The organism is Haloarcula amylovorans (assembly GCF_004681185.1).
GTDB classification, from domain to species: Archaea; Halobacteriota; Halobacteria; order Halobacteriales; family Haloarculaceae; genus Haloarcula; species Haloarcula amylovorans.
The window spans coordinates 1-21,463 of record NZ_SRIF01000008.1 but is presented as its reverse complement, the minus strand read 5'-3'; the positions used below and the strand labels follow the sequence as shown (position 1 = coordinate 21,463).

General features: G+C 62.3%; 21 protein-coding genes. 18 read left to right on the top strand and 3 right to left on the bottom strand.

Annotated elements, in window-relative coordinates:
• From E4S61_RS19940 to E4S61_RS19930, 3 genes are read right to left on the bottom strand one after another with little or no spacing between them, the layout of a single operon-like run.
• On the bottom strand, positions 1-813 hold the full coding sequence (locus E4S61_RS19940; RefSeq protein WP_135305686.1) for a CheR family methyltransferase: 813 nt from the start codon (positions 811-813) through the stop codon (positions 1-3).
• Positions 810-2,780: a chemotaxis protein CheA gene (gene cheA, locus E4S61_RS19935; protein WP_135305685.1), complete on the bottom strand. Its 1,971-nt coding sequence runs from the start codon at positions 2,778-2,780 to the stop codon at positions 810-812. The genes E4S61_RS19940 and cheA overlap by 4 nt, the downstream gene beginning before the upstream one ends.
• Complete coding sequence (locus E4S61_RS19930) at positions 2,780-3,871, bottom strand: protein-glutamate methylesterase/protein-glutamine glutaminase (protein WP_135305684.1); 1,092 nt, start codon at positions 3,869-3,871, stop codon at positions 2,780-2,782. Before E4S61_RS19930 ends, cheA begins: the two co-directional genes overlap by 1 nt.
• Before the next feature lie 172 nt (positions 3,872-4,043).
• Between E4S61_RS19930 and E4S61_RS19925 the strand changes: the two genes are divergently transcribed.
• The 18 genes from E4S61_RS19925 to E4S61_RS19840 all read left to right on the top strand — a co-directional run bounded on the left by E4S61_RS19925 (position 4,044) and on the right by E4S61_RS19840 (position 21,054).
• A complete protein-coding gene (locus E4S61_RS19925) occupies positions 4,044-4,478 on the top strand; it encodes a chemotaxis protein CheW (RefSeq protein WP_135305683.1) in 435 nt (144 codons plus the stop codon).
• A gap of 84 nt (positions 4,479-4,562) precedes the next feature.
• The gene (locus E4S61_RS19920; protein WP_135305682.1) at positions 4,563-5,288 is read left to right on the top strand and encodes an RAD55 family ATPase; all 726 of its coding nucleotides are present in this window, start codon (positions 4,563-4,565) and stop codon (positions 5,286-5,288) included.
• Between the two features lie 167 nt (positions 5,289-5,455).
• Positions 5,456-5,794 carry a winged helix-turn-helix domain-containing protein gene (locus E4S61_RS19915; protein WP_135305681.1) on the top strand — a complete coding sequence of 113 codons (339 nt, stop codon included), beginning with the start codon at positions 5,456-5,458 and terminating at the stop codon, positions 5,792-5,794.
• An 84-nt stretch (positions 5,795-5,878) separates the two neighbouring features.
• Complete coding sequence (locus E4S61_RS19910; RefSeq protein WP_135305843.1) at positions 5,879-6,154, top strand: DUF7521 family protein; 276 nt, start codon at positions 5,879-5,881, stop codon at positions 6,152-6,154.
• A gap of 355 nt (positions 6,155-6,509) precedes the next feature.
• Entirely contained in the window at positions 6,510-7,115 is a 606-nt protein-coding gene (locus tag E4S61_RS19905) for an archaellin/type IV pilin N-terminal domain-containing protein (protein ID WP_135305680.1), read from the top strand.
• Between the two features lie 77 nt (positions 7,116-7,192).
• On the top strand, positions 7,193-7,747 hold the full coding sequence (locus E4S61_RS19900) for a DUF7500 family protein (protein WP_135305679.1): 555 nt from the start codon (positions 7,193-7,195) through the stop codon (positions 7,745-7,747).
• Positions 7,748-7,793: 46 nt separating this feature from the next.
• Positions 7,794-8,270: a hypothetical protein gene (locus E4S61_RS19895; RefSeq protein WP_135305678.1), complete on the top strand. Its 477-nt coding sequence runs from the start codon at positions 7,794-7,796 to the stop codon at positions 8,268-8,270.
• 86 nt (positions 8,271-8,356) lie between these two features.
• Positions 8,357-10,228 (top strand): hypothetical protein, encoded by a 1,872-nt coding sequence (locus E4S61_RS19890; RefSeq protein WP_245180872.1) that lies wholly within the window; start codon positions 8,357-8,359, stop codon positions 10,226-10,228.
• Positions 10,229-10,335: 107 nt separating this feature from the next.
• The gene (gene cheY, locus E4S61_RS19885) at positions 10,336-10,695 is read left to right on the top strand and encodes a chemotaxis protein CheY (protein ID WP_135305676.1); all 360 of its coding nucleotides are present in this window, start codon (positions 10,336-10,338) and stop codon (positions 10,693-10,695) included.
• A complete protein-coding gene (locus E4S61_RS19880; protein WP_135305675.1) occupies positions 10,696-11,913 on the top strand; it encodes a chemotaxis protein CheC in 1,218 nt (405 codons plus the stop codon).
• Entirely contained in the window at positions 11,913-12,434 is a 522-nt protein-coding gene (locus E4S61_RS19875; RefSeq protein WP_135305674.1) for a chemotaxis protein CheD, read from the top strand. Before E4S61_RS19880 ends, E4S61_RS19875 begins: the two co-directional genes overlap by 1 nt.
• Before the next feature lie 249 nt (positions 12,435-12,683).
• Positions 12,684-14,270 carry a FlaD/FlaE family flagellar protein gene (locus E4S61_RS19870; RefSeq protein WP_135305673.1) on the top strand — a complete coding sequence of 529 codons (1,587 nt, stop codon included), beginning with the start codon at positions 12,684-12,686 and terminating at the stop codon, positions 14,268-14,270.
• Positions 14,254-14,697 (top strand): flagellin, encoded by a 444-nt coding sequence (locus E4S61_RS19865; protein ID WP_135305672.1) that lies wholly within the window; start codon positions 14,254-14,256, stop codon positions 14,695-14,697. Before E4S61_RS19870 ends, E4S61_RS19865 begins: the two co-directional genes overlap by 17 nt.
• A complete protein-coding gene (locus E4S61_RS19860) occupies positions 14,698-15,150 on the top strand; it encodes a flagellar protein G (protein ID WP_135305671.1) in 453 nt (150 codons plus the stop codon).
• Positions 15,147-15,908 (top strand): ATPase domain-containing protein, encoded by a 762-nt coding sequence (locus E4S61_RS19855; RefSeq protein ID WP_135305670.1) that lies wholly within the window; start codon positions 15,147-15,149, stop codon positions 15,906-15,908. The genes E4S61_RS19860 and E4S61_RS19855 overlap by 4 nt, the downstream gene beginning before the upstream one ends.
• A gap of 13 nt (positions 15,909-15,921) precedes the next feature.
• Positions 15,922-17,595, top strand: coding sequence for a type II/IV secretion system ATPase subunit (locus E4S61_RS19850; protein WP_135305669.1), 1,674 nt, complete (start codon positions 15,922-15,924; stop codon positions 17,593-17,595).
• On the top strand, positions 17,595-19,343 hold the full coding sequence (gene flaJ / locus E4S61_RS19845) for an archaellar assembly protein FlaJ (protein ID WP_135305668.1): 1,749 nt from the start codon (positions 17,595-17,597) through the stop codon (positions 19,341-19,343). Before E4S61_RS19850 ends, flaJ begins: the two co-directional genes overlap by 1 nt.
• Positions 19,344-19,785: 442 nt before the next feature.
• Positions 19,786-21,054, top strand: coding sequence for a cation:proton antiporter (locus E4S61_RS19840; RefSeq protein WP_135305667.1), 1,269 nt, complete (start codon positions 19,786-19,788; stop codon positions 21,052-21,054).
• Positions 21,055-21,463: the final 409 nt, after the last annotated feature.

Sequence of the window (21,463 nt, the reverse complement as noted above, 5' to 3'; positions counted from 1 at the left end):
CTACACCCGGCGGTAGATGCGGTGTTGCTTATCGACGGGTTCGAACGAGTCCCGACAGGCCGTCGGCAGCGTCTCGGTCATCCCGATCATGAGGTAGCCTCCTTCTCGAAGCGACCCGCGGATCGTCTCGAAGATGGGGACCTTGTACTCGGCGTCGATGTATATGAGGAGGTTCCGACAGAACACCAGATCGAAGTCCCGCTTGGGGTCGCCGCGAATAAGGTCGTGTTGCTGGAATGTGACCATCTCCGTGACGGCGTCGCGGACCTCGAACGTGTTCCCGTCTTCCTCGACGTACTCGGTGTAGTCGCTGAGCGGCGCGAGTTCGTCGGCGATATCCGTCGTCTGTGAGGTCTGGTACGTCGCTCGCCGGGCTTCCCGGAGGATGTCGGCGTTGATGTCCGTCCCGATGATTTCGACGCGACCGGCGTCGATCTGCGGGTCATCTAGCGCCAGCATCGCCGCCGAGTACGGCTCGCGGCCGTCGGCGCTCGGCGCGGACCACAGTCTGACTCGGTCGTTCTCGGCCGTCAGCTCACGCAGGACCGACCGTAACTGCTCCCACGCGTCGGGATTCCGGAAGAAGCCGGTGACGTTGATCGAGAGGGAGTCGAGTAGCTTCTCGCGCTCGCCGTCGTCTCGTTCGAGGATGCGCTTGTACGCGCCGTACCCGTCAGTGTCGGTTCGGCGCATCCGCGCGGTGATGCGGCGGTCGAGGTACGCGTCGTTGTAAAAGGACGACTCGAAGTCCATCTCCGACCCGATAAACGAGAGCAGCCGCTGGAACTGCCGGTCGTCGGTGTCGCCGCTCATAGCGTCACCACGTCGAGGATGTGGACGATGTTGCCGTCGCCGAGTACGGCAGTCCCGGAGAGGCCGGCCGTCCCCGAGAGGATGCCCTCCAGTGGCTTGACGACGACTTCCTCCTGACTGTTCACCGAGTCACAGTGGAGCGCGATCTGGCGCTCTGACTCCCGGATACGGACAAGCATCCCGTCGCCGTTCGCCGTCTCGCCGGGGACCTCGAAGGCGTCGTCTAAGTGGACGACCGGGTAGATGTCGTCGTTGTGCTTGATGACCTCCTTCCCGTTGACCTGCTTGACCGCGCCGGTCGCCGTTATCTCGTCGACGTTCTTGATGGGGATACCGTACTCCTCGTCGCCCACCTCGACGAACAGCACCTTCACGATAGCCATCGTCACGGGTAGACGGAGGGCGACGGTCGTCCCCTCACCTTCGGTGGATTCGACGTTGACCGACCCGTCCAGTTGGGTGACGGTATCGTGGACCACGTCCATGCCGACCCCGCGGCCGCTCGTATCCGTCACCTCCTCGGCCGTCGAGAAGCCGGGGTGGAAGACGAGGTCGTAGACGGCCGAGTCGTCCATCGCGTCGAGTTCCTCGGGCGAGCGAACGCCCTTCTCGACGGCTTTCTGTCTGATCCCCTCCACGTCCAAACCGGCACCGTCGTCTTCGACTTCGATGATGACGTGATCGCGTTCGCGGGAAGCCCGCAGCGTGATCTGTCCCGTCGGCGACTTCCCGTTTGCCTCGCGTTCTGCCGGCGCTTCGATGCCGTGGTCGACGGCGTTCCGGAGGATGTGCATCAGCGGGTCCGAAATTTCGGTGAGGATCGTGCGGTCGAGTTCGATGTCCTCGCCCTCGATCTCGAAGTCGACGTCCTTCTCTAAGTTGCGCGAGAGGTCACGGACCAGTCGCGGGAACTTCCCGACGACCTTCTTCAGCGGGATGAGCCGCATGTCCATCACCGTGTTCTGGAGGTTCGCCGTTATCTTATCCAGTTCGTTCAGCGTCTCGCCCGCCGAGTCGAGGTCGTTCTGTTCGACCGAGCGCCGGAGCTTGATGCGACTCGTCACCAACTGCTCGACCAGTCCGTGGAGGTCGTCGAGTTGGTCGACGTCTACGCGAACGGACTTGATCTCGTCGACGCTGTGCTCTTCCTCGCCACTCTCGGTCGCTCCGGAAGCGGGACTCGGGGGTTCGGCGTTACTACCTTTGTCGGCCGAAAGCATCTCGGTTACGTCCGTCGCCTCGAAGGAGTCGACCTTGCCGACCGACGCCAGTTCGGCGTCGACCGTCGCGGCATCCGGCGCGTCGAGATAGAGCGTGAACGTCTCCTCGAACTCGCCGTCCTCGATGGCCGCCCGGTCGGGGACGAACGCCAGAATATCGAAGACATCTTCGATGCCTTCCAGGGCCAGCATCGAGTCGACGCCGAGCATGTCCGACTCGCCGACGCTGACCGTCGTGTGGACGACCTGTCCCTCGGCGTCGGCGGGGTCGAGGTCAGTCTCGCCGTCGATATTGACCGCCTCGCCGTCGTCTCCCCCGCTTCCCGCGGCCGCAGCACCTGCGGTCGCACCAGCGCTGGCGGCCGCCGCTCCCGATTCGAGCACCGCGCGCAGTTCGTCAACCGTCTCGTCGGTGGTCGTCTGTGACTCGCCCTCGGCCTCGATCTCGTTGACGATGATCTCGATCTGGTCGACGCCCGCGAAGACGAGGTCCATCACGTCGGACGAGACCGCCATCTCGCCCTGTCGCATCGCGTCGAGTAAGTCCTCCATCGCGTGCGCGAGGTTTGCCGCGTCGGTAAAGCCCATCGCGCCGAAGTTCCCCTTCAGCGTGTGTGCAGTGCGGAAGATAGAGTCCATCGCCGCTTGGTCGGACGGGTCGGACTCTAAGTCCAACAGGGAGTTGTTCAGTTCGGTTATCGCCTCCTCGCTCTCACGGATGAATGCGTCTAGATACTGGTCGTCCATTATGGGGTCACCTCGGTCGTAATCGTCGCTAAAATGCCGCTGGCCACGTCGTCGATGGGAAGCACCGAATCGACGCAGCCGGTTTCGGCCGCCCGCTGGGGCATCCCATAGACGGCAGATGTGGTCTCGTCCTGTGCGATGGTCCGCCCGCCGGCGGCCTTGATCCGGCGGATACCGTCTGCGCCGTCCTCGCCCATTCCGGTGAGGATGACGCCGACGAGCGGGTCGTCGATGGTCGTCGCGGCCGTCGCCATCGTCACGTCGACTGCCGGTCGGACGCTGTTGACCGGTTCGTCTTTCGTCAGCTTCACCCGGAGCCGGCCGTTCCGGTAGTTCTTGATCTCCATGTGGCTGTCGCCGGCGGCGACGAGCGCTTCGCCCCCACCGATTCGCGCGCCGTCGGTCGCCTCCCGAACGTCGTACTCGCTACGCGCGTCGATACGCTCGGCGAAGCGGCCGGTGAATCCCTCGGGCATGTGCTGGACGATGAGAACCCGGAGATCAGCTGCGACGGGCAGCTCCGACAGCACTTGCTCGACCATCTTCGGCCCGCCGGTCGACGAGCCGATGACGACCGTCGGGTCCGCGACGTACGTTCGTGGCTCGTCGGTCGAACGGCCGCTGGTCCGTCCAGCGGAGCGACTCTGTGCGCCCGCGTTCGCATCGGAGGTGCCTGTCCCACGAACACCGGCCTCGGCGACGGAGGACACGATGTCGACGAGTTGGTCTTTCAGCCGAGACATCTCCATCGACACCTCGCCGCCGGGTTTCGTGAAGAAGTCCACGGCCCCCTTATCGAGTGCCTCGAAGGTCACGTCGGCGTTCTCGTCGGTGTGGGCCGACAGCATCAACACCGGCGTCGGCCGTTCGGCCATGATCCGTTCGGTGGCCTCGATTCCGTCCATTTCGGGCATCTCGACGTCCATCGTCACGACGTCCGGTTCGTGTTCGCGGACGGCCGCTACGGCTTCGCGTCCATTGCGAGCCTCGGCGACGACGTCGATTCCCCCTTCTTCGAGCATATCGGAGATGATGCTTCGCATGAAGTGAGAGTCGTCGGCCACGACTGCGCGCGGGACAGCACCGGCCATCGTCACGCGGCCTCCGGTGACGTGGTCGTCGTTCGCGGGCGGAGCATCTGCATCACTGTGGCGTACTCCCCTTCGCCCGGAAATAAAGACACCGCCCACGTAATCAAAGTTGATACCTCAGCAGGCAGTTTTATGCCCGCTTGCTATCGTAGCAGTTGGTATCCCCGGAGTTATGTCAGCCCAGTCAGCCACAACCGGTCAAGTGCTCGAATTCGCACTCGGTGCGGAAACGTACTGTGTCAGTATCGATTACGTCACCGAGATCGTCGACGTCGGCGACTTAACACAAGTTCCCAACGCGCCCCGCTACGTCGAAGGGGTCATGGATCTTCGAGGACGGACGACGTCCATCGTCGATCCCAAAGTCGTCTTCGGAATCGACGACGCCGGCGCGGGCAAGCGCGTCATCGTCTTCGACCCGGACATCGTAAAGAATCAGAGCGCTGTCGGGTGGTTGGTGGACGAGGTCGACCAGGTCGTCCAGATAACGCCCGACCAGATCGACGGGTCGCCGGGCAACGACGCCGGCTCCATCCACGGCGTCGTCAAGCGCGACGAGGCGTTCGTCATCTGGGTCGACCCCGCAGTCGTCCATAGTGAAGCCTGAACGCCGCCGTTTCTGCCCGTTCGTGAACAAGACTTTTGAAGACAGACGACTCACGGTTACACAACTCAGTACCCACTCCCTATCATGATTGAGCTAACGAAGACGGGCATCGACGGCCTCGACGACATCCTCAACGGCGGTATCGTAAAAGACTCGACCACCCTCATCAGCGGCAATCCCGGTGCCGGAAAGTCGATTCTCTGTCTCCAGTACATCTACAACGGCGTCGAGATGTTCGACGAGAAAGGCATCTACCTCACCTTCGAGGAGAACGAATCCGACCTCCGAGAAGCCGCCGAGTCCCTCGGTTTCGATAAGTGGCCCGAGTTCGTCGAGAACGGCGATATCAAGGTCTACGACAAGCAGGTGCTCCTCCGCGAGAACGACTTCTCCTCCTCGCTCGACATCCTCTTAGACGATTTAGAGGACGACGAGTACGACCGCCTGGTACTCGACTCGCTCGCGATGTTCGAGCTGTTCTTCGAGAACGAACGCGAGAAGCGTACCTACCTGCTCAAGTTCACCGACATCCTCCGAGAGAACGGGCTGACCTCGCTGCTGACCAACGAACAGGGCGCGGTGTTCCCCGACACCGAGATCGGCTTAGCGAACTACCTCACCGACGGGAACATCTACCTCATCCAGACGCCGACCGACTCCGGTGTCAACCGCTACGTCTGGGTGGCGAAGATGCGAAAACAGAACATCGAGACGGACATCTATCCGATGGAGATCGACTGGGGTGGGCTGAAGGTCCACCAGAACGCCAGCGCGTTCTCGATGATGAGCGACGAGGACTCGCCGCTGTAAGGCCGGTTTACGCCGCATATAATCCCGTTATTGTCGAAGAAAACGACGGATAGTGCGCCCGAGGCGGGCGATATACTCGCTTTCGTTCGACTCGCACCCCGCGGCCGAACTCACCCGCTATCACCGTCGATAGTTTTATTGTAGTCACAATATATGTTTTGATAACGATGGCTTCAGCGGATCTTCTCCAGACGCTGGGGAACAAATACAGCGCCGAAATTCTCGACGCGACCGACGAACCGGCGTCGGCCCAAGAACTGAGCGACCAGCTTGGGATCCCCATCGCTACTTGCTACCGACGTATCGACGAGTTAACTGAACACGATCTGCTCGAACTCCACGACAACATCCTCTCCGACGACCGGCGGCGTATCAAGGTCTACCGGCGGAACGTCGACGAAGTCCGCGTCGACTTCGACGACGAACTAACCGTCCACGTAGAGGAACGCTCTGAGGTCACCAACAAACTCGACGAAGCCTGGCGGACGCTCTCCGCGGACCGCTGAGCGACCGTACGCAGCTGATTATCAGGAGAGATATTTTCGTGAGTGGATTTATTACAGGGTTTCGCATAGCCGTAGGCAGTGCCGATGATAGAACTCCTCTATGCCATCACGACGCTGGTATTCGTCGTCGCCGGGCTTACCATGGTCGGGATGGCGATGCGGGCGTACGTCCAGACGTCCCGGCAAGCGATGTTGCATCTCTCGCTCGGGTTCTCGCTGGCCGTCGCCGGGGCGGCTGCGACCATGATTAGCGCGTTTATAAACGATTTCGAGGGTGTGAAGTCACTCTTACTCGTCAACAGTGGCCTGACGACCTTCGGCTACCTGTTCGTGATGTACAGCCTGGTCACCTACGACTGAGGCGACCACCTTGATGTCGGGAGTCAGCAAGCGATTTTCCCACCTCGGTCCCACGGCTATCTCTCTTCCCTTCTATTCCATTTCTGTCCGCGCTCACGCTGCGACAGCCTTCGAGCGTGCGAGCGTCGCTAGCCCATGTCGGGGACGTTCGAATCACGACGTAGATAACCGGTATCAGTATCGGGAATAGATAAGCTAGGGATTTCGGAAACGCCAGGTTCGAATACGAACAAATCGGATTTAGCGCGGCTCAGGGTCATCGAAACGCCTGTTATCAGCATAGATATTTTGGGGAGAGGTATTATTACAGGTGACAGATACGGTTCTGGTAGGTCAGACAGACCTGACATAACCCATGTTCGACAACCTACGAAACGACGACGACCGCGGGCAGGTCGGTATCGGCACCCTCATCGTGTTCATCGCGATGGTGCTGGTCGCCGCCATCGCCGCGGGCGTTCTCATCAACACGGCAGGATTCCTGCAGAGTAGCGCAGAAGAGACCGGACAACAGAGTAGCGACCAAGTGACGAACCGGCTTGAAGTGGTGAATACAGTTGGGACCAGCATCGACTCTTCAACGAAAGAAGTCGGAACAGTCGAGATAACCGTCAAGAAAGCACCCGGTGCCGCGAACATCGACATCGGTAGTACTATTGCGCAATGGGTGGATTCTTCCGGGTCCTACGACCTTACGCAGGCGGCGAGTACGAGTGATAGCGCGTTCTCCGTTTCAACGGTTCAGGACGACGACTCCTCGATTACCGACAGTCAAGTCCTCAACGACCCGTCCGATCGCGCAACGCTCACGTTCGATGCGAGTGCACTTGATACCGGAGGCAACGGTCTTGGTGAGGGTGCAACGGCGACCATCCAGCTGAACACCCAGTCCGGCGGCACGACGACCGTTCGACTCGTCGTCCCCGAAACCCTCTCGGGTAACTCCGCAGTCACGCTCTAAATCGGCGCAATCTTTCTTTCTTCGATAGCATCCCGACCAGCGACGGAATTATACACTTCCCACACACAGTGACTGATATGTCTCGGGGGCCAGACGAACCGAAGCCGGAGGACGGGAAGATACTCTCCCCCGAAGAGCTAGATATTGCCGAGGACGAACACGTCACCGAGATCGACGAGGGCCGCTACGTCGTCTCCTCGGACGTGCGAACCGACGAGGGCAGTCTTCCGGTCTCGTCGGAACCCACTCCAGAGCCGGACCCCGAGCCAGCGACGCCGGAATTTTCGGACGCGAACGTTCACGACTGGCTCGCCGAACAGCTGGCTGATTCCAACACCCGTTATGGGTTCGACGTGACCGCGAAGTTCGACGGCGAGGTCGACCAACAGCAACTCGTCTCGAACGACATCGTCACTGTCTTCGAGAGCTTCATGCTGTGGTACGGTCGCCAGATGGACGGCTCGACGGCCGTCGAAGACGTGCTCGGAATTCTCCTCTCGGAGTCGAACGTCCCCGTAAAGTACCCGCCGGCCAGTTTCAGAGAAGCCGTCAAATCGACTGGCGTCTCGCCGGACGACACCGTTGCCGACCTCATCGAAGCCGTCGAAGCGCAAGACGGAGCGGAGTTCTGACCGACGAGAGCTTTAAGACCGGTCGCCCACCTTGATAGGGCAGGCGATGACCCGACGGTACTTGTTGACGAGCGTCGCGCTCTTTGTTGTGGTCGTCTCGCTTTCCACTGGGCCACTAACTGGTGTGGACGTGACACAGCAGCGAGTCACTGAGTTCGGTGACGGGACGGCAACCATCGGAGCGGTCACGGTCGATACGGCGGCGTTTCGCGTCACCGACGGTCGCTTCGGGACCGGCGTCTCCTACCTTCGCCTGCCAACGGCGACGGTCACGGTCACGTCGGTCACGGACCGGCCGCGATTGGTCTATCGCGTCGTCGTACCGGCACTCGATGTCGAACTGACTGAGACAACCATCGTGACGAAGCCCGGGACGTATCGACTCGCGCCGGACGACCGGGGGATGGCACGGGGCACGGCGGACCGTTCAGATTATAGCGCCACGCTGACCGTCCGCGTTCAGAGCTTCACCACCGACCAGACCATCTACCGCGAAAACGCGACCGTAGAGGTGGCGGCGTGACCGCCGAGTGGAGTGGACGGCGACACACACGGCGATTTCTGTGGTGGGTATTCGGCGACCGACCCGGGCTTCTGTTGTGGCTCGGCGTGCTCTGCTGGTTCGGACTGACGTGGCGAGTCGGGATCTTCATCCAGGACACGTACGCGGTGGCCAACGCGCTGGTCGCGCTCGCCGACGGGCACCTCCACGTCACCGAGCTGCGGTACTCGATAACGTTCGGCTCACAGCCCGGACTCTCTCAGCATGGCGGGCGACTGTACGGGCGCAACTACGGCCAACTCGCGCTCGCGGTGCCGCTGGTCTGGGCGCTAGAGGGGTTCAGTTCGATCGTGGCTCCGCGACTGTTGCTCGCGGCGCTCTGGGCGGCGCTCGGTCTCGCGTTCGTCGCACAGGCGAGTCAGCTCGACGGCGTCGACCGCGAGCGGGCGCGAACCGTCGGTAGCGTCGTCGTCGCGGTCCTGTTCGTCGGGAGCGTGCTGACGGCGACGGACCTTCCGCGGGACCGGCTGGCGCTTGCGGCCCTCCAGCTGTCGACGATGACCGCGGCCGCGACGGCGTGTCTCATCTGCTATCGCCTCCTCCGCATCTTTCACGGGCGGCGGGTCGGTCTGACTGCTGGCATCGCCCTCGGCGTCGCCACTCCTGTCGGATTCTGGGCGACGATCCCGAAACGGCATACGGTCGTCGCCTTGCTGACTCTCGCCACCGTCTACGCGTTCGCAGTGAGCCGGCGGGCCGACGGACGAGCGGCGTTACGGGCGAGAGCGGGCGCGTACGCGCTTGCCGGCCTCGTCACGTGGGTCCACGCCTTCGAGGCGTTCTTCCTCGTCGGGACGCTTTGTGTCGTGGACCTCCTGACCGCTCGCTCGAACCGTCCTCGGGACCTGCTGGTCGTCGGCTGCGTGCTCTTGCTGGCGGCGACGCCGATGCTGGCGACGAACTACGCCATCTCTGGCAATCCCGCGAAGCCCCCGCGTCTCCTGCCAGGCGCCGAGGACGGCGACGTGGAATTCGTCCCGTCGAGCGGCGCGGGCGGAGGTGCCGGTGGCGGTGCGAACGGTGGAGACGGAAGCACGGGCGAAGGGGGTGGTGCAGACGGCGGCGACGGCGAAGGTGGCGGCAGTGGTACCGTCGACGGCGGAGCTGACGTGCCAATACTCGATGCAGTCCGAGAAGCCGCCGGACCCGCCTGGCGGTTCGTCGGCGGTGCCATCGTCGGGGGAGTCGGCGTCCTCAGCGACCCGGCCAGACTCGTCGATATCTTCGTCCGGAGCGGCCACATCGACGGGGTACGCTACGATCTTAATAACCACGAAGTGATCGAGCTCTCGTTGCTCGAAGCGACGCCGATACTCGGCGTGTTGCTGACACTTCCCGTCCTCGCAGGTCGACGACTGCGTCGAGGCGGATGGAAATTCCTTCGAGGGACTCGCTTCCGGCGCCTCTCGGCACGACGGCAGACCGACCTGCTGGTGGTAGTGCTGACCGTCGTGCTGACCGTCGTCTACCTCCCCCGATTGCCCCTCTACAGTATGCTCACGGTCCGGTACCTCCATCCCATCGTCCCCCTCGCACTCTACGGCGTCTGTCGCGTTCCCGCGGTTCGGATGGCGGTTACCGAGGCGACTGGGTCGCTCGCTCGGTTCTACGCCGCGGGCATCACGTTCGCGCTCGCCATCGTCTTTGGAGGGATCGTCAGCTTCGATTTGGCGCTCGGGGAGGCGGTGCAGTACCACGCGCTGTGGAATCTCGGAGCAGCGGCCGTCTGTGCCGGGACTGTCTTCGGCCGGACGGTCGCCCCCGACCGCGTCTCGCCGCGTGCGGTGGCGGCCGGACTGGCGCTTTCGGCGGCGTTCGCCACGGCCTACCTACTGCTCTCGGGCGTGGTGTATTTCGAGTACGGTACCGACGCGTTCGACCTCGTCCGGGTGGTCACGGCACCGTTACCATCACTCTAAATGAACGGGCGACAATCGGCCCATTCGCCGCCCTACGGCGGTATCACAGGCGATAATTTACGGGACACCTTTATTTAGCTAATCGAGGTACTTCGTTTCGATAGGTCATGCCAGACGTACTGATTGCCGACGATTCAGAGTTCATGCGGAACCTCCTCCGGGAGATTCTCGAAGAGGACCACACGATAGTGGGCGAAGTCGAGAACGGGGTGGAAGCCGTCGAGGTGTACAAAGAGCAGTCGCCGGACCTCGTGATGATGGACATCGTGATGCCCATTCGGGACGGCATCGAAGCGACTGACGAAATAAAGACCTCGAACCCCGAGGCCAACGTCATCATGTGTACGAGCGTCGGCCAAGAAGAGAAGATGAAAGAAGCAGTCAAGGCCGGTGCCGATGGCTACATCACCAAACCGTTCCAGAAACCGAGCGTGATGGAGGCTATCGAGGACGTCGTCCCGTCATAGATGAACGTCGACATCCAGTCACTCGGCACGTTCAACCAACTCGCACACGAGGGGGCCGAACAGGCGACCCAGTCGCTGACTCAGATGACGGGCATCGACGCCGCTGTCGACGTGACGAAGATAACGCTGCTCGACCGTGAGGACGTCGGTGAAGGGCTCACCGGCCAGGAGTTCGTCGGCGTCCAGTTCGACTTCGAGGGGGTACTCGAAGGGGAGACAGTGCTGGTGTTCGACAGCGAGTCGGCCGACACCATCGCCGACGCCCTGCTGCCCGGCAGTAGCGAGGACCCGGAGATGGCCAAAAGCGGCGTCACCGAGATCGGCAACATCATGATGAGCGGCTTCATCGACGGGTGGGCCGACTACCTCGACTCGACTATCGACCACTCGCCGCCGACGTACATCGAGAAGACGGGTGCGGACGTGTTGCCGGAGGCACCCGAATCCGAGGAGTACTCGCAGGTGTTCGTCTTCAAATCGGAGATCGAGTGGGTGGACGAATCGGTGAACTTCTACATCTACATGCTCCCCGAGTACGACTCGCTCGCGGACGCGATGATGCGACACGCCGATACCGACGGCGACGCCATCCCCATCGACAAGCTCCAGACGTTCAACGAGATGACCACCAGCGGCACCCAGCAGGCCGCGGACAACGTCGAGATGATGACCGGAATCCCGACCGAAGCGGAGGTGACACAGCTCAGCTTCGCCCCCATCGAGGACGTTCCGCGCCAAATTGGAACTGATACCTACGTGGGCACCGTCGTCGAGTTCACCGGGACGCCGAGCGGCTACCTGATGGTGCTGTTCGACGAGCGCTCGGCGGTGACCGTCGCCGAGGCGATGATGCCGGTCGAGATGGACAGCGACGAACTCACCGACCAACACGAGATGGCAATCGAGGAACTGGGCAACATCATGACCAGTGGGTTCGTCGATGGGTGGGCGAACGTCTTGCAGACCTCGGTAGACCACACGCCGCCGCGCCTCGTCCACGATATGGGTCGCGCCATCGTGGACCCGCTCGCGGCACAGGTCGGCCAGCATCAGGAACACGCCTTCATCATCGACTCGGAGATGCGGACCGAGGACATCGAGTTCAAAGCCGAGATACACGCGCTTCCCAACGAGAAGGAACTGCGAGCGGCGCTCGACGACTTAGACGTCGAACGCGCCGAGGAGACCGACGCCGATGTCGAACAGATATTCAAATAATGAAGGTCTACGACGGCACCCAGACTGAGACGACCCAGGCCAATAATCCAGAACGCATCAAGATCGGTATCGCCGAGTACCAGGTGACGACTGGCTCGGCGGTGTTGACGACCAGTGGTCTCGGGTCCTGTATCGGCGTCGCTATCTACGACGAGCTGTCGGGCGCTGCCGGCCTGGTTCATGTCATGTTACCGACGGCCGAAGACGTTGCAGGTGGCAACAGAGCGAAGTTCGCCGACACCGGTGTCGCGGTGCTCGTCGAAGCGCTCGAAGCGGAGGGGGCGTCCCGCGACGGGATGCAAGCGAAGATTGCCGGCGGCAGCGACATGCTCGACTTCTCTGAGAACGGCTCGTCTATCGGGTCGCGCAACGCCGAAAAGGTCCGAGAGACGCTCGAAGCGTACGACATCCCCCTCGTCGGCGAGGACATCGGTGGCGACCACGGTCGCTCGCTCCGTCTGGAATCTGACACCGGGGACCTCGTCGTCAAGAGCGCCAACATGGACTCGGCGACGCTTTGATTTCGGTCGCGATAGCCGGACGGTGGTCGAGTCACGCTCCGTGTCAGACATCCGGCAGCCGTACGGCTGCCGCAAGCGCGGGACTCAGCGCCATTCGTCGGCGAAGCGCGGCTAACACACCACCACATTCATGTTGAATGTCCTGAAATAAGTTAATTCAAAAGATTAGAAGGGGTATTTTGAGAGCTATTATCAGATTTGATACGCTAGACGGTATATTGATGATGGACGAGTGAATTCTCACAGACGATGAGTAGTCTCGCTCTCGTGCCGACGCTACAGGCGGCTACCCCGGACGTAGTCGCACTTGTGCCCGCGTTACTCGTGGTCCTCTCGGGGGGCCTCGTCGGGATGAGCATCAAGAGCATGTTCGACTCGATCATGTCGGACGACGAGGGCGACGACGATGCGGACGACGAGATGGGCGGTGGCGGCGGACTGATGGCCGACGACGGCGGGGGCGACGATCTTGGCGGACTCGGTGGGTTAGACGATGGCGACGACATGGGCGGGTTTGACGACGACGAGTTCGGCGACATGGAGGACGCGAGCGGCCCGGACACGGACGAGTTAGAACACCGACTCGACGAACTGGAAAACGAGGTCGGCTCGCTCTCCTCGACGGTCAACACCGTCCGCACCGAGAACGAATCCATCTCCGAATCCGTCGAAGGCGTCGAGGAGAACGTCCGGAAACTACTGGACATCTACGAGATGGTCACCCGCGGCGTGAATCCCTTCGCCGACGATGTCGACGCCGGGATGGGCGGGGGCGGTATGGACGGCGGCTCCTTCGGTCTCTTCGAGGACGACGAGAGCGACGAGGACGAGGAACAGATAGACGACTCCGTCGCTAACGCCGACGCCGAGGGATTCTTCGACGAGGACCTCGTCGACGACGGCGGTGGCGACGAGATGGGGATGGACGACACCGACGACATCTTCGGCGACGACGACATGGGCGATTTCGAAGACGACGGCGGGTCGTTCGACGAGGAGTTCGACGACTTCGAGGAGACGGATGACGACATGAGCATGGACGACGGACTCGACGTGGACGAGGGTACCGACGACGGGGACGGCGAGGGAGGCAAATCCTTCGCCGAACTGAAAGACGAGTACGAATCCGGCGACGCCGACTGGGCCGACGGCGAGGAATCGGACGCCGATGCCGAGTCCGACGTTGCGCTGTTGGAAGACGACACCGACGCCGCGTTCGACGACGAAGACGGCGACTTCGACGACGCCAGCGACGACAGCCTCGCGGACGACGACCTCTTCGACGAGGTCATCGAGGACGAGGGGGACGACGCGTTGGGCGAGGACGCCGACGCCGTGACGGCCGAAGTGGAACCCGATCCGGAACCGGAGCCGGAGCCGGAGCCGACGCCGGACCCTGTACCGGAACCTGACTCGGAACCCGCACCCGAACCGACGCCGGAGCCGACGACCGAATCCGCGGCCGAAACGAACGGCGAGGAGAGCAACGACAGCGACGACGGGAAACCGTACCTCGATTCGGTTCCCGAGGGGTTTGCGGCGGACCTCATCGTCGTCGAGTGGCTGGAGTTTCTCGTCGGGCAGGCGGGCTACCGCGAGGCCTCGCGTGCTATCGACTACTACGAGACCATCGGCTGGATCGACGCATCGGTCGCCGACGCGCTGTCGGACTACCTCCGCGGCTTCGACGATGTCCCGGACGCCAGCGGTGGCCTGACCATCGACCACCACACCGAGAGCTTACACTACATCTCGCAGCTCGACGAGGACAGCGGCCCCGAGGCCGTCGCCCTCTCGAAACTCGTCGGGGGTGGTGCCGATGGGCTTCAGCGTTAGCGGCTCGGCGGCCCTCATCTTCGTCGCCATGTTCATCGGGTTCGGGATGTTCTACTCGGCGACGGCCAACGGCTTCGAGAACGTCAACGACGCCCGCGACGCCCAGGCTGACCGGACGCTCGAACAGCAAAACACCGCGATCGGTCTCACGTCCGCCGTCTACAACACGACGACCGACTCGCTGAACGTCACCGTCACCAACACCGGCTCGACGGAACTGGCCGTCAGCGACGTGGACCTGCTCGCGAACAACAGGTATCTCACCGGCTACCGAACCACCGTCGAGGGCGACGAGACGACGGATCTCTGGCTTCCGGAGGAGCGACTAGTGATCAACGCGACCGGCGTCACGACGGACCCCGGCCGGGTGAAGCTCGTCACCGGCCCGGGCGTCTCCGCCGTCGAAACAACCGCGGAGGTGAGCTAGATGGCGAGCGTTTCGGCCTCCCACCTCATCCTCTTCATCGCGTCGATGATGGTCGCGGCGAGCGTCGCCGGCGTGTTCACCGACAGCATCGGGCAGCTGAGCAACGCCGTCTCCGAGCAGGGACTCGATGTCAGCAGTGAGGTCCGTACCGATATCGAAGTCATCTCCGACGCCGGGAGCGATGCGATTTACAATACCAGCGGCAACGACAACATCACGCTCCACGTCAAGAACACCGGGTCAGAAGACCTCGGGGCCGAACCCGGACAGATGGATCTGTTCGTCGACGGGCGATACGCGACGACGTTCGGCGTCACCCTCCTCGACGACGGTGTCATCTGGCGGTCCGGAATGGTCGTCCGCGTCGAAATCGCGCAGTCGCTGTCGCCGGGCGACCACCGTGTCAAGGTCATCGTTAACGGCGACGAAGAGGTGTTTAATTTCCGAACATGAGTCTAGCAAGCAACGATCTGTTCTCGCTCGGACTGGACGAACACGACCGCTTGAACAAAGAACTGGGTGGCGGCATTCCGCCGGGCAGCATCATCCTCGTCGAAGGGGACTACGGGGCCGGCAAGTCCGCGCTAAGCCAGCGCTTTACCTACGGGCTCTGTGAGGAGGGCCACGACGTGACCTACCTCTCGACGGAGCTCACCGTCGGGAGCTTTCTCGACCAGATGCACTCGCTGTCCTACGGCATGGTCGACCACCTGCTCGACGAGGACGTCCTCTTCTTGCACGCCGATATCGGGGATTCGAACACGTTCTCTGGCGGCAACGAGCAAAAAGAGCGCAAGGAGCTGCTCAAACGCCTGATGGAGGCCGAGGTGATGTGGGACGCCGACGTCGTCGTCATCGATACCTTCGACGCCATCCTCAGGAACGACCCGAAGTTCGAGGCGCTGGTCCGACAGAACGACGAGCGACAGGCCGCACTGGAGATCATCTCCTTCTTCCGTGACATAATCTCACAGGGCAGGTGCGTCATGCTGACTGTCGACCCCTCGACGCTTGACGAGGAGGCAATCGGCCCGTTCCGGGCCATCGCCGACGTGTTCATCGAACTGGAGATGATCGAGGTCGGTAACGACGTGCGTCGACAGATCAACGTCCTCCGGTTTGCCGGGATGGGCGAACAGGTCGGTGACACCGTCGGCTTCTCGGTTCGGTCGGGAACTGGTATCGTCATCGAATCGCGGAGCGTCGCATAGGAGGACCGAAGATATGACAGATCACGGCCGCGCGAAACCCTCGGACGAACTTCGACAACTGGCCGCCCGGCGGCCGCACCTGCGGGACCACTTGAAGAAGTTCAAGCAGATCACTGGGGAGTTTCCCATGCTCATCGAGGAGGCCGATGGCGACTACGAGTCACACCGACCGAACGTCCTCTACCCCGTCGGGGGACCCATCTTCTGTCACATCTACGGCGACATCGGCCAGGACATGAAGTACTACGCCATCGAACCGGAACTCGACGAGGAGGAAGGCGTCGTCTTCGATAAGGTCCGCAACCGCTTGCTCCAGAAGAGCGTCAACAAACCCGCCCCCGAGAGCGAGGCCGAGTACGACGACCGCATCGAGGAACTCCTCCAAGAGACCACTCGCATCCGCAACGAAGACGGAAACAGCGGCGTCCTCACGCGCCTGTCGAATCTGACCGACGTGGGCAGCGTCGAAGTCACCCAGTCCACCTACGAGAACATCCTCTATCGCCTGAATCGCGACATCGTCGGCCTCGGTCCGCTCGAACCGGTGATGCGCGACCCGGCCAACGAGGACATTCACGTTATCGGCCGCAGTGAGTGCCACGTCGACCACGGCGTCTACGGCATGTTAGAGACCACCGTCGAGTGGGAGAGCGAGCAGGCCTTCGACCAGTGGCTCCGCAACATGGGCGAGCGAATCGGCGACCCCGTCTCCGATTCGGACCCCATCGTCGACTCGACGCTCCCGGACGGGTCGCGTCTGAACCTCATCTACTCCGACGACGTGAGCGTCAAGGGACCGTCACTCACCATCCGACAGGGCGACGAAGTTCCCCTCTCGGTCTTCCAGATTACGAAGTGGATGACTCTCTCGCCGGAGCTGGCGGCGTATCTCTGGCTCTGCCTGGAGAACGAACAGACCGTGTTCGTCGTCGGCGAGACGGCGTCCGGAAAGACGACGACGCTGAACGCCATCACCTCGTTCATCCCCGACGATGCGAAGATCTACACCGCGGAGGACACCGCCGAGGTGTTGCCCCCGCACAACACGTGGCAGCAACTGCTGACCCGCGAGGGCGAAGACGAGGGGACCAGCATCGACATGTTCGACCTCGTCGCGGCCGCCCTGCGTTCACGGCCCGACTACATCATCGTGGGTGAGGTTCGTGGTGAGGAAGGTCGGATGGCGTTCCAGGCGGCCCAGACCGGCCACCCAGTGATGCTGACCTTCCACGCGAGCGACATCGTCTCGATGATTCAGCGCTTTACCGGCGAACCCATCAACGTCCCTGAGACGTTCATGGACGTCGCTGACGTCGCGCTATTCCAGAACCGCGTCAAACAGGGCGACCGGGTCCTGCGCCGAGTCACCTCGGTGCAGGAAATCGAAGGCTACTCCAAGGAGATGGACGGCGTCGTCACCCGACAGGTGTTCAACTGGGACCCCGTCGAGGACGAAATCGTCTTCCAGGGGATGAACAACTCCTACGTCCTCGAAGAACAGATTGCGACGCTACTGGGCTACGAAGACACCCGCGACATCTACGACGACCTGGAGTTCCGCGCGAACATGATTGAGCGCGCCATGCAAGAGGGCATCCTGGGCTATCACGAGGTCAACGACTTCATCTCGGACTTCCAGCGCGACGGCGTCGAAGGGATTCCGTTCAACATCTCGAAGCCCAACTGATGGCCCAGAGCGAAGCCGAGAACAGTCTCGACCTGACGATCTCCGAGACCGTACAGGGACTGGTGGAGTCGTACCGACAGATGACGATTCCGCTGGAGCGGTACCTCTTCTTTATCCTCCTGCCCTCGGCGGGATTTTTCCTCCTGTCGGTGGTGGCCGCGCTCCTGTTGGACCAGCCACTGATGATTCGCCTCCCGATCCCTCTGCTCGGATTTCTGGCGATGGCAGCGGCGTTGTTCTACCCGAAGATACTGCTCAGCCAGCGCAAGCGCGAACTCAACAACCGCTTTCACCTCCTGATCACCCACATGACGGTGCTGGCGACGACAAAAATCGACCGCATGGAGGTGTTTCGCACCCTCGCTCGTGAGGAGGAGTACGGCGAACTCGCCATGGAGATGCACCGGATCACCCAACTGGTTGATACATGGAACCAGAGTCTGGACGACGCCTGCCGCCGTCGTGCGAAAGAAGTCCCGAGCGACGCTTTCTCGGACTTTCTGGACCGCCTCGCGTACACCCTCGGTGCGGGCCAGTCACTCGACGACTACCTCATCTCCGAGCAAGCGCAGATCATCCAGCACTACACCACCGTCTACAGCAGTTCGCTCGACAGCCTCGAAGTGATGAAAGACCTCTACCTCTCGATGATCCTCTCGATGACGTTCGCGCTGGTGTTCGCCGTCGTCCTCCCGGTGCTCACCGGGACCAACCCGACGATGACCGTCAGCGCCGTCATCGTGATGTACATCTTCGTCCAGTCGGGCTTCTACCTCGCCATCCGGTCGATGGCTCCCTACGACCCGCTGTGGTTCCACCCCGAGGAGTACCCCTCTCCCATCGAGGAGCGCCTCGATAAGTCGATGTACGTCGGCGTCGGTCTCTCGGCGGTCCTCCTCTTCATCACGCTGGGTGGGATGTTCGGCGTCTCGCCCATCTCCCTGAACGACCTCCTCTTCTTCCTCGACGAGGTCCCGCTTCCGTTCTACGCCGTCGTTCCCATCACCCCGATGCTCATCCCCGGCATCGTCTTCCGACAGGAAGAACAGCGCGTCAAAGCCCGCGACGACGAGTTCCCCAGTTTCATCCGCGCGCTGGGAGCCACCGAAGGCGCGAAACAATCGACGACGGGGATGGTACTTCGAACCCTCCGCAAGAAGGACTTCGGCCCGTTGACCGCGGACATCAACGACCTCTACAGGCGGCTGAACATGCGCATCGAACCGACCGCGGCGTGGCGCTACTTCACCGCCGACTGTCGCTCCTACCTCATCCAGACCTTCTCGGAGATGTATCTCATCGGCCGCGAGATGGGCGGCTCGCCCAAGCAACTGGGTGAACTCATCGCTGCCAACATGAACGAGGTGCTCCAACTGCGTCAGAAGCGAAAGCAGGCGACGACGACCATGGTCGGCCTGCTCTACGGAATCACCGCTGCCTCCACCTTCGCGTTCTTCATCGGCCTGCAAGTCGTCAACATCCTCGCACAGATGTCGCTCAACCTGAATGCCGGTAGCCGACTCGACGTGAACTCGCTCATCAACACCGGCGTCTACAATATCCCGCTCATCGAGTTCCTGCTGGTCATCATCATCATGTTCTCAGCCATGCTCTCTGCTCTGATGATTCGCACCGTCGACGGCGGCCACAAAGCAAATACTTACCTCCACTTCGTCATGCTCTCGTGGATCGGCGGCGTGACGGGGACGTTTACGAAGTGGCTGGTGACGCAGTTCCTCGCAATCTGAGACCACTTTTTACAGTACGGGGTTTCCTCTCTCCCGCCGGTCGCTGCGGGAACCCCGTCCTCCAAAAACATGGGGAAAAACGGCCGGTCGTTCGCTTCGCTCACGACCGGTGAAACCGCTCGCTCCGCTCGCGGTATGCTCTCAGGCGGGCCTGCTCTTCCCCGTCTTCGTGAGCGACGCGAACGAAGGCTCGTCAGAGCTCTGCTCTGACGGCGGGTCGCTCGGACACTCCGGCACCACGGTTCGCTTCGCTCATCGTTCCGCTTCGAGACCCCTCCCTTCGGTCGGCGTCTCGCGGGCCGCGTCACTCGCTCCTGACCCGACAGCATTTGGCCCATCACTCTGAACGCCGCGTCGTAGGAGTCTCGGTATCACATCGCTCCCGTGACGGGATTCGATTGCAAGCCGGGACGGTAAGCGTAGCGGTCCTCGAAATAGACCAATGGTCGAGACCTACGTACTCGGACTAGTGTTTCTCGGGGCCGCCGCGCTCGCGGCGGCGACGCTTCCAGAACTACTGGCCGACCGATCGATATCGCCGCCGTTGTTCTTCGTGGCCTTCGGCGCGGTCGCATTCTCGGTCCCCTACGGGATACCTGCGCCCGACCCGATAGTCCACGGCGACATCGCTGAGAAGTTAGCTGAGTTCGTCGTCATCGTCTCGCTGATGGGCGCGGGACTGAAACTCGACCGGCCGTTCTCGCTCCGGACGTGGACCTCGACGTGGCGGTTGTTGGCCATTACGATGCCGCTGACGATCGCGGGCGCGGCGCTACTTGGCTGGTGGACGCTGGGATTCGTTCCCGCGGCCGCCCTCCTCCTGGGGGCCGTCATCGCCCCGACAGACCCGGTGTTAGCTTCTGACGTACAGGTCGGGCCGCCCGGCGAGGGCCACGGTGACGCGGACGACTACCACGAGGAACGGGAACACGAACACGAGACGCGGTTCGCGCTCACCTCCGAAGCCGGTCTCAATGACGGGTTAGCGTTCCCGTTTACCTACGCCGCCATTCTCGTCGCCGGCGCGGGGTTCGCCGGGACCGACTGGCTCGGCAAGTGGGGCGGGATGTACGTCGGCTACAAGATCGGCGTCGGCGTCGTGAGCGGCCTGGTCTTGGGCTACCTGCTCGCGCAACTCCTGTTTCGGTTCTCGCCGACCACGCGCCTCGCCGAGGCGGTGGAGGGCGCGGAGATACTGGGCGGTACCTTGCTCGTCTACGGGATAACGGAACTCGTCCAGGGGTACGGCTTCATCGCGGTCTTCGTGGCCGCGCTGTTGGTCCGCCACTACGAGCGGTTTCACGACTACAATCAGGCGCTCCACGACTTCTCCGAGGTGACAGAGCGACTGGCGATGGGCGTCCTGTTGACGCTGTTCGGCGGCGCACTGGCTACCGGTCTGCTGTCGCCGCTGACGTGGGAAACCGCGGCCGTCGGACTGGTGCTTCTCTTCGTGCTCCGACCGCTCGCCGGTGTGCTGGGTCTCTTCGCGTCACCGCTGGAGCGAAACGAGTGGACGACCATCTCGTTTTTCGGTATCCGCGGTATCGGCTCGTTCTACTATCTCGCGTACGCTCTCAACCAAGAGACGTTCGCGCAGTCGGAACTGCTCTGGGCGCTCGTGGGGTTCGTCGTCCTCGTCTCCATCGTCGTCCACGGCATCGCCGCCACGCCGGTCATGGAACGACTCGCGCGTCACGGTAACGCGTAGGTGAAGCCGCAGTACACTGGCCGCTCCCGAGAGAACGAAAAATAGGAGTTAGAGTCGCGTTTCACGGCGCTTCGTGCCGTTTGGCTTCTAAGAGACTTCTCGCGCTGCTCACGGCTTCGCCGTTCGCAAAAAATTGCGGTCGCAAGGCGACCGCCAACGCTCGAAGGCTCTCTGCTCGCGGGTCGTTCCGTTCGCGGCTACGCCGCTCACTTTTGAGGCGCGTCGCGCCTCGCACTCCCCGCTTGCACGAAACGAGAGTTTTCGCTGTGCTCAGACTCTCGCTTCAGTCGTCGGCGGGTGCGGCGTCGCCGCTCTCTTCGTGCTGGGCCTTCGTGTGGGGCAGTTTGCCACCGGCGGCGAGGATTTCGCGCTCGCGCTCGGAGGCGTCCAGCGAGGCCGAAGCCTCCCA

Coding starts and splice junctions, on each gene's coding strand:
- E4S61_RS19940 (WP_135305686.1), bottom strand. CDS start 813: ATGAGCGGCGACACCGACGACCGGCAGTTCCAGCGGCTGCTCTCGTTT.
- cheA (WP_135305685.1), bottom strand. CDS start 2,780: ATGGACGACCAGTATCTAGACGCATTCATCCGTGAGAGCGAGGAGGCG.
- E4S61_RS19930 (WP_135305684.1), bottom strand. CDS start 3,871: ATGGCCGGTGCTGTCCCGCGCGCAGTCGTGGCCGACGACTCTCACTTC.
- E4S61_RS19925 (WP_135305683.1), top strand. CDS start 4,044: ATGTCAGCCCAGTCAGCCACAACCGGTCAAGTGCTCGAATTCGCACTC.
- E4S61_RS19920 (WP_135305682.1), top strand. CDS start 4,563: ATGATTGAGCTAACGAAGACGGGCATCGACGGCCTCGACGACATCCTC.
- E4S61_RS19915 (WP_135305681.1), top strand. CDS start 5,456: ATGGCTTCAGCGGATCTTCTCCAGACGCTGGGGAACAAATACAGCGCC.
- E4S61_RS19910 (WP_135305843.1), top strand. CDS start 5,879: ATGATAGAACTCCTCTATGCCATCACGACGCTGGTATTCGTCGTCGCC.
- E4S61_RS19905 (WP_135305680.1), top strand. CDS start 6,510: ATGTTCGACAACCTACGAAACGACGACGACCGCGGGCAGGTCGGTATC.
- E4S61_RS19900 (WP_135305679.1), top strand. CDS start 7,193: ATGTCTCGGGGGCCAGACGAACCGAAGCCGGAGGACGGGAAGATACTC.
- E4S61_RS19895 (WP_135305678.1), top strand. CDS start 7,794: ATGACCCGACGGTACTTGTTGACGAGCGTCGCGCTCTTTGTTGTGGTC.
- cheY (WP_135305676.1), top strand. CDS start 10,336: ATGCCAGACGTACTGATTGCCGACGATTCAGAGTTCATGCGGAACCTC.
- E4S61_RS19880 (WP_135305675.1), top strand. CDS start 10,696: ATGAACGTCGACATCCAGTCACTCGGCACGTTCAACCAACTCGCACAC.
- E4S61_RS19875 (WP_135305674.1), top strand. CDS start 11,913: ATGAAGGTCTACGACGGCACCCAGACTGAGACGACCCAGGCCAATAAT.
- E4S61_RS19870 (WP_135305673.1), top strand. CDS start 12,684: ATGAGTAGTCTCGCTCTCGTGCCGACGCTACAGGCGGCTACCCCGGAC.
- E4S61_RS19865 (WP_135305672.1), top strand. CDS start 14,254: ATGGGCTTCAGCGTTAGCGGCTCGGCGGCCCTCATCTTCGTCGCCATG.
- E4S61_RS19860 (WP_135305671.1), top strand. CDS start 14,698: ATGGCGAGCGTTTCGGCCTCCCACCTCATCCTCTTCATCGCGTCGATG.
- E4S61_RS19855 (WP_135305670.1), top strand. CDS start 15,147: ATGAGTCTAGCAAGCAACGATCTGTTCTCGCTCGGACTGGACGAACAC.
- E4S61_RS19850 (WP_135305669.1), top strand. CDS start 15,922: ATGACAGATCACGGCCGCGCGAAACCCTCGGACGAACTTCGACAACTG.
- flaJ (WP_135305668.1), top strand. CDS start 17,595: ATGGCCCAGAGCGAAGCCGAGAACAGTCTCGACCTGACGATCTCCGAG.
- E4S61_RS19840 (WP_135305667.1), top strand. CDS start 19,786: ATGGTCGAGACCTACGTACTCGGACTAGTGTTTCTCGGGGCCGCCGCG.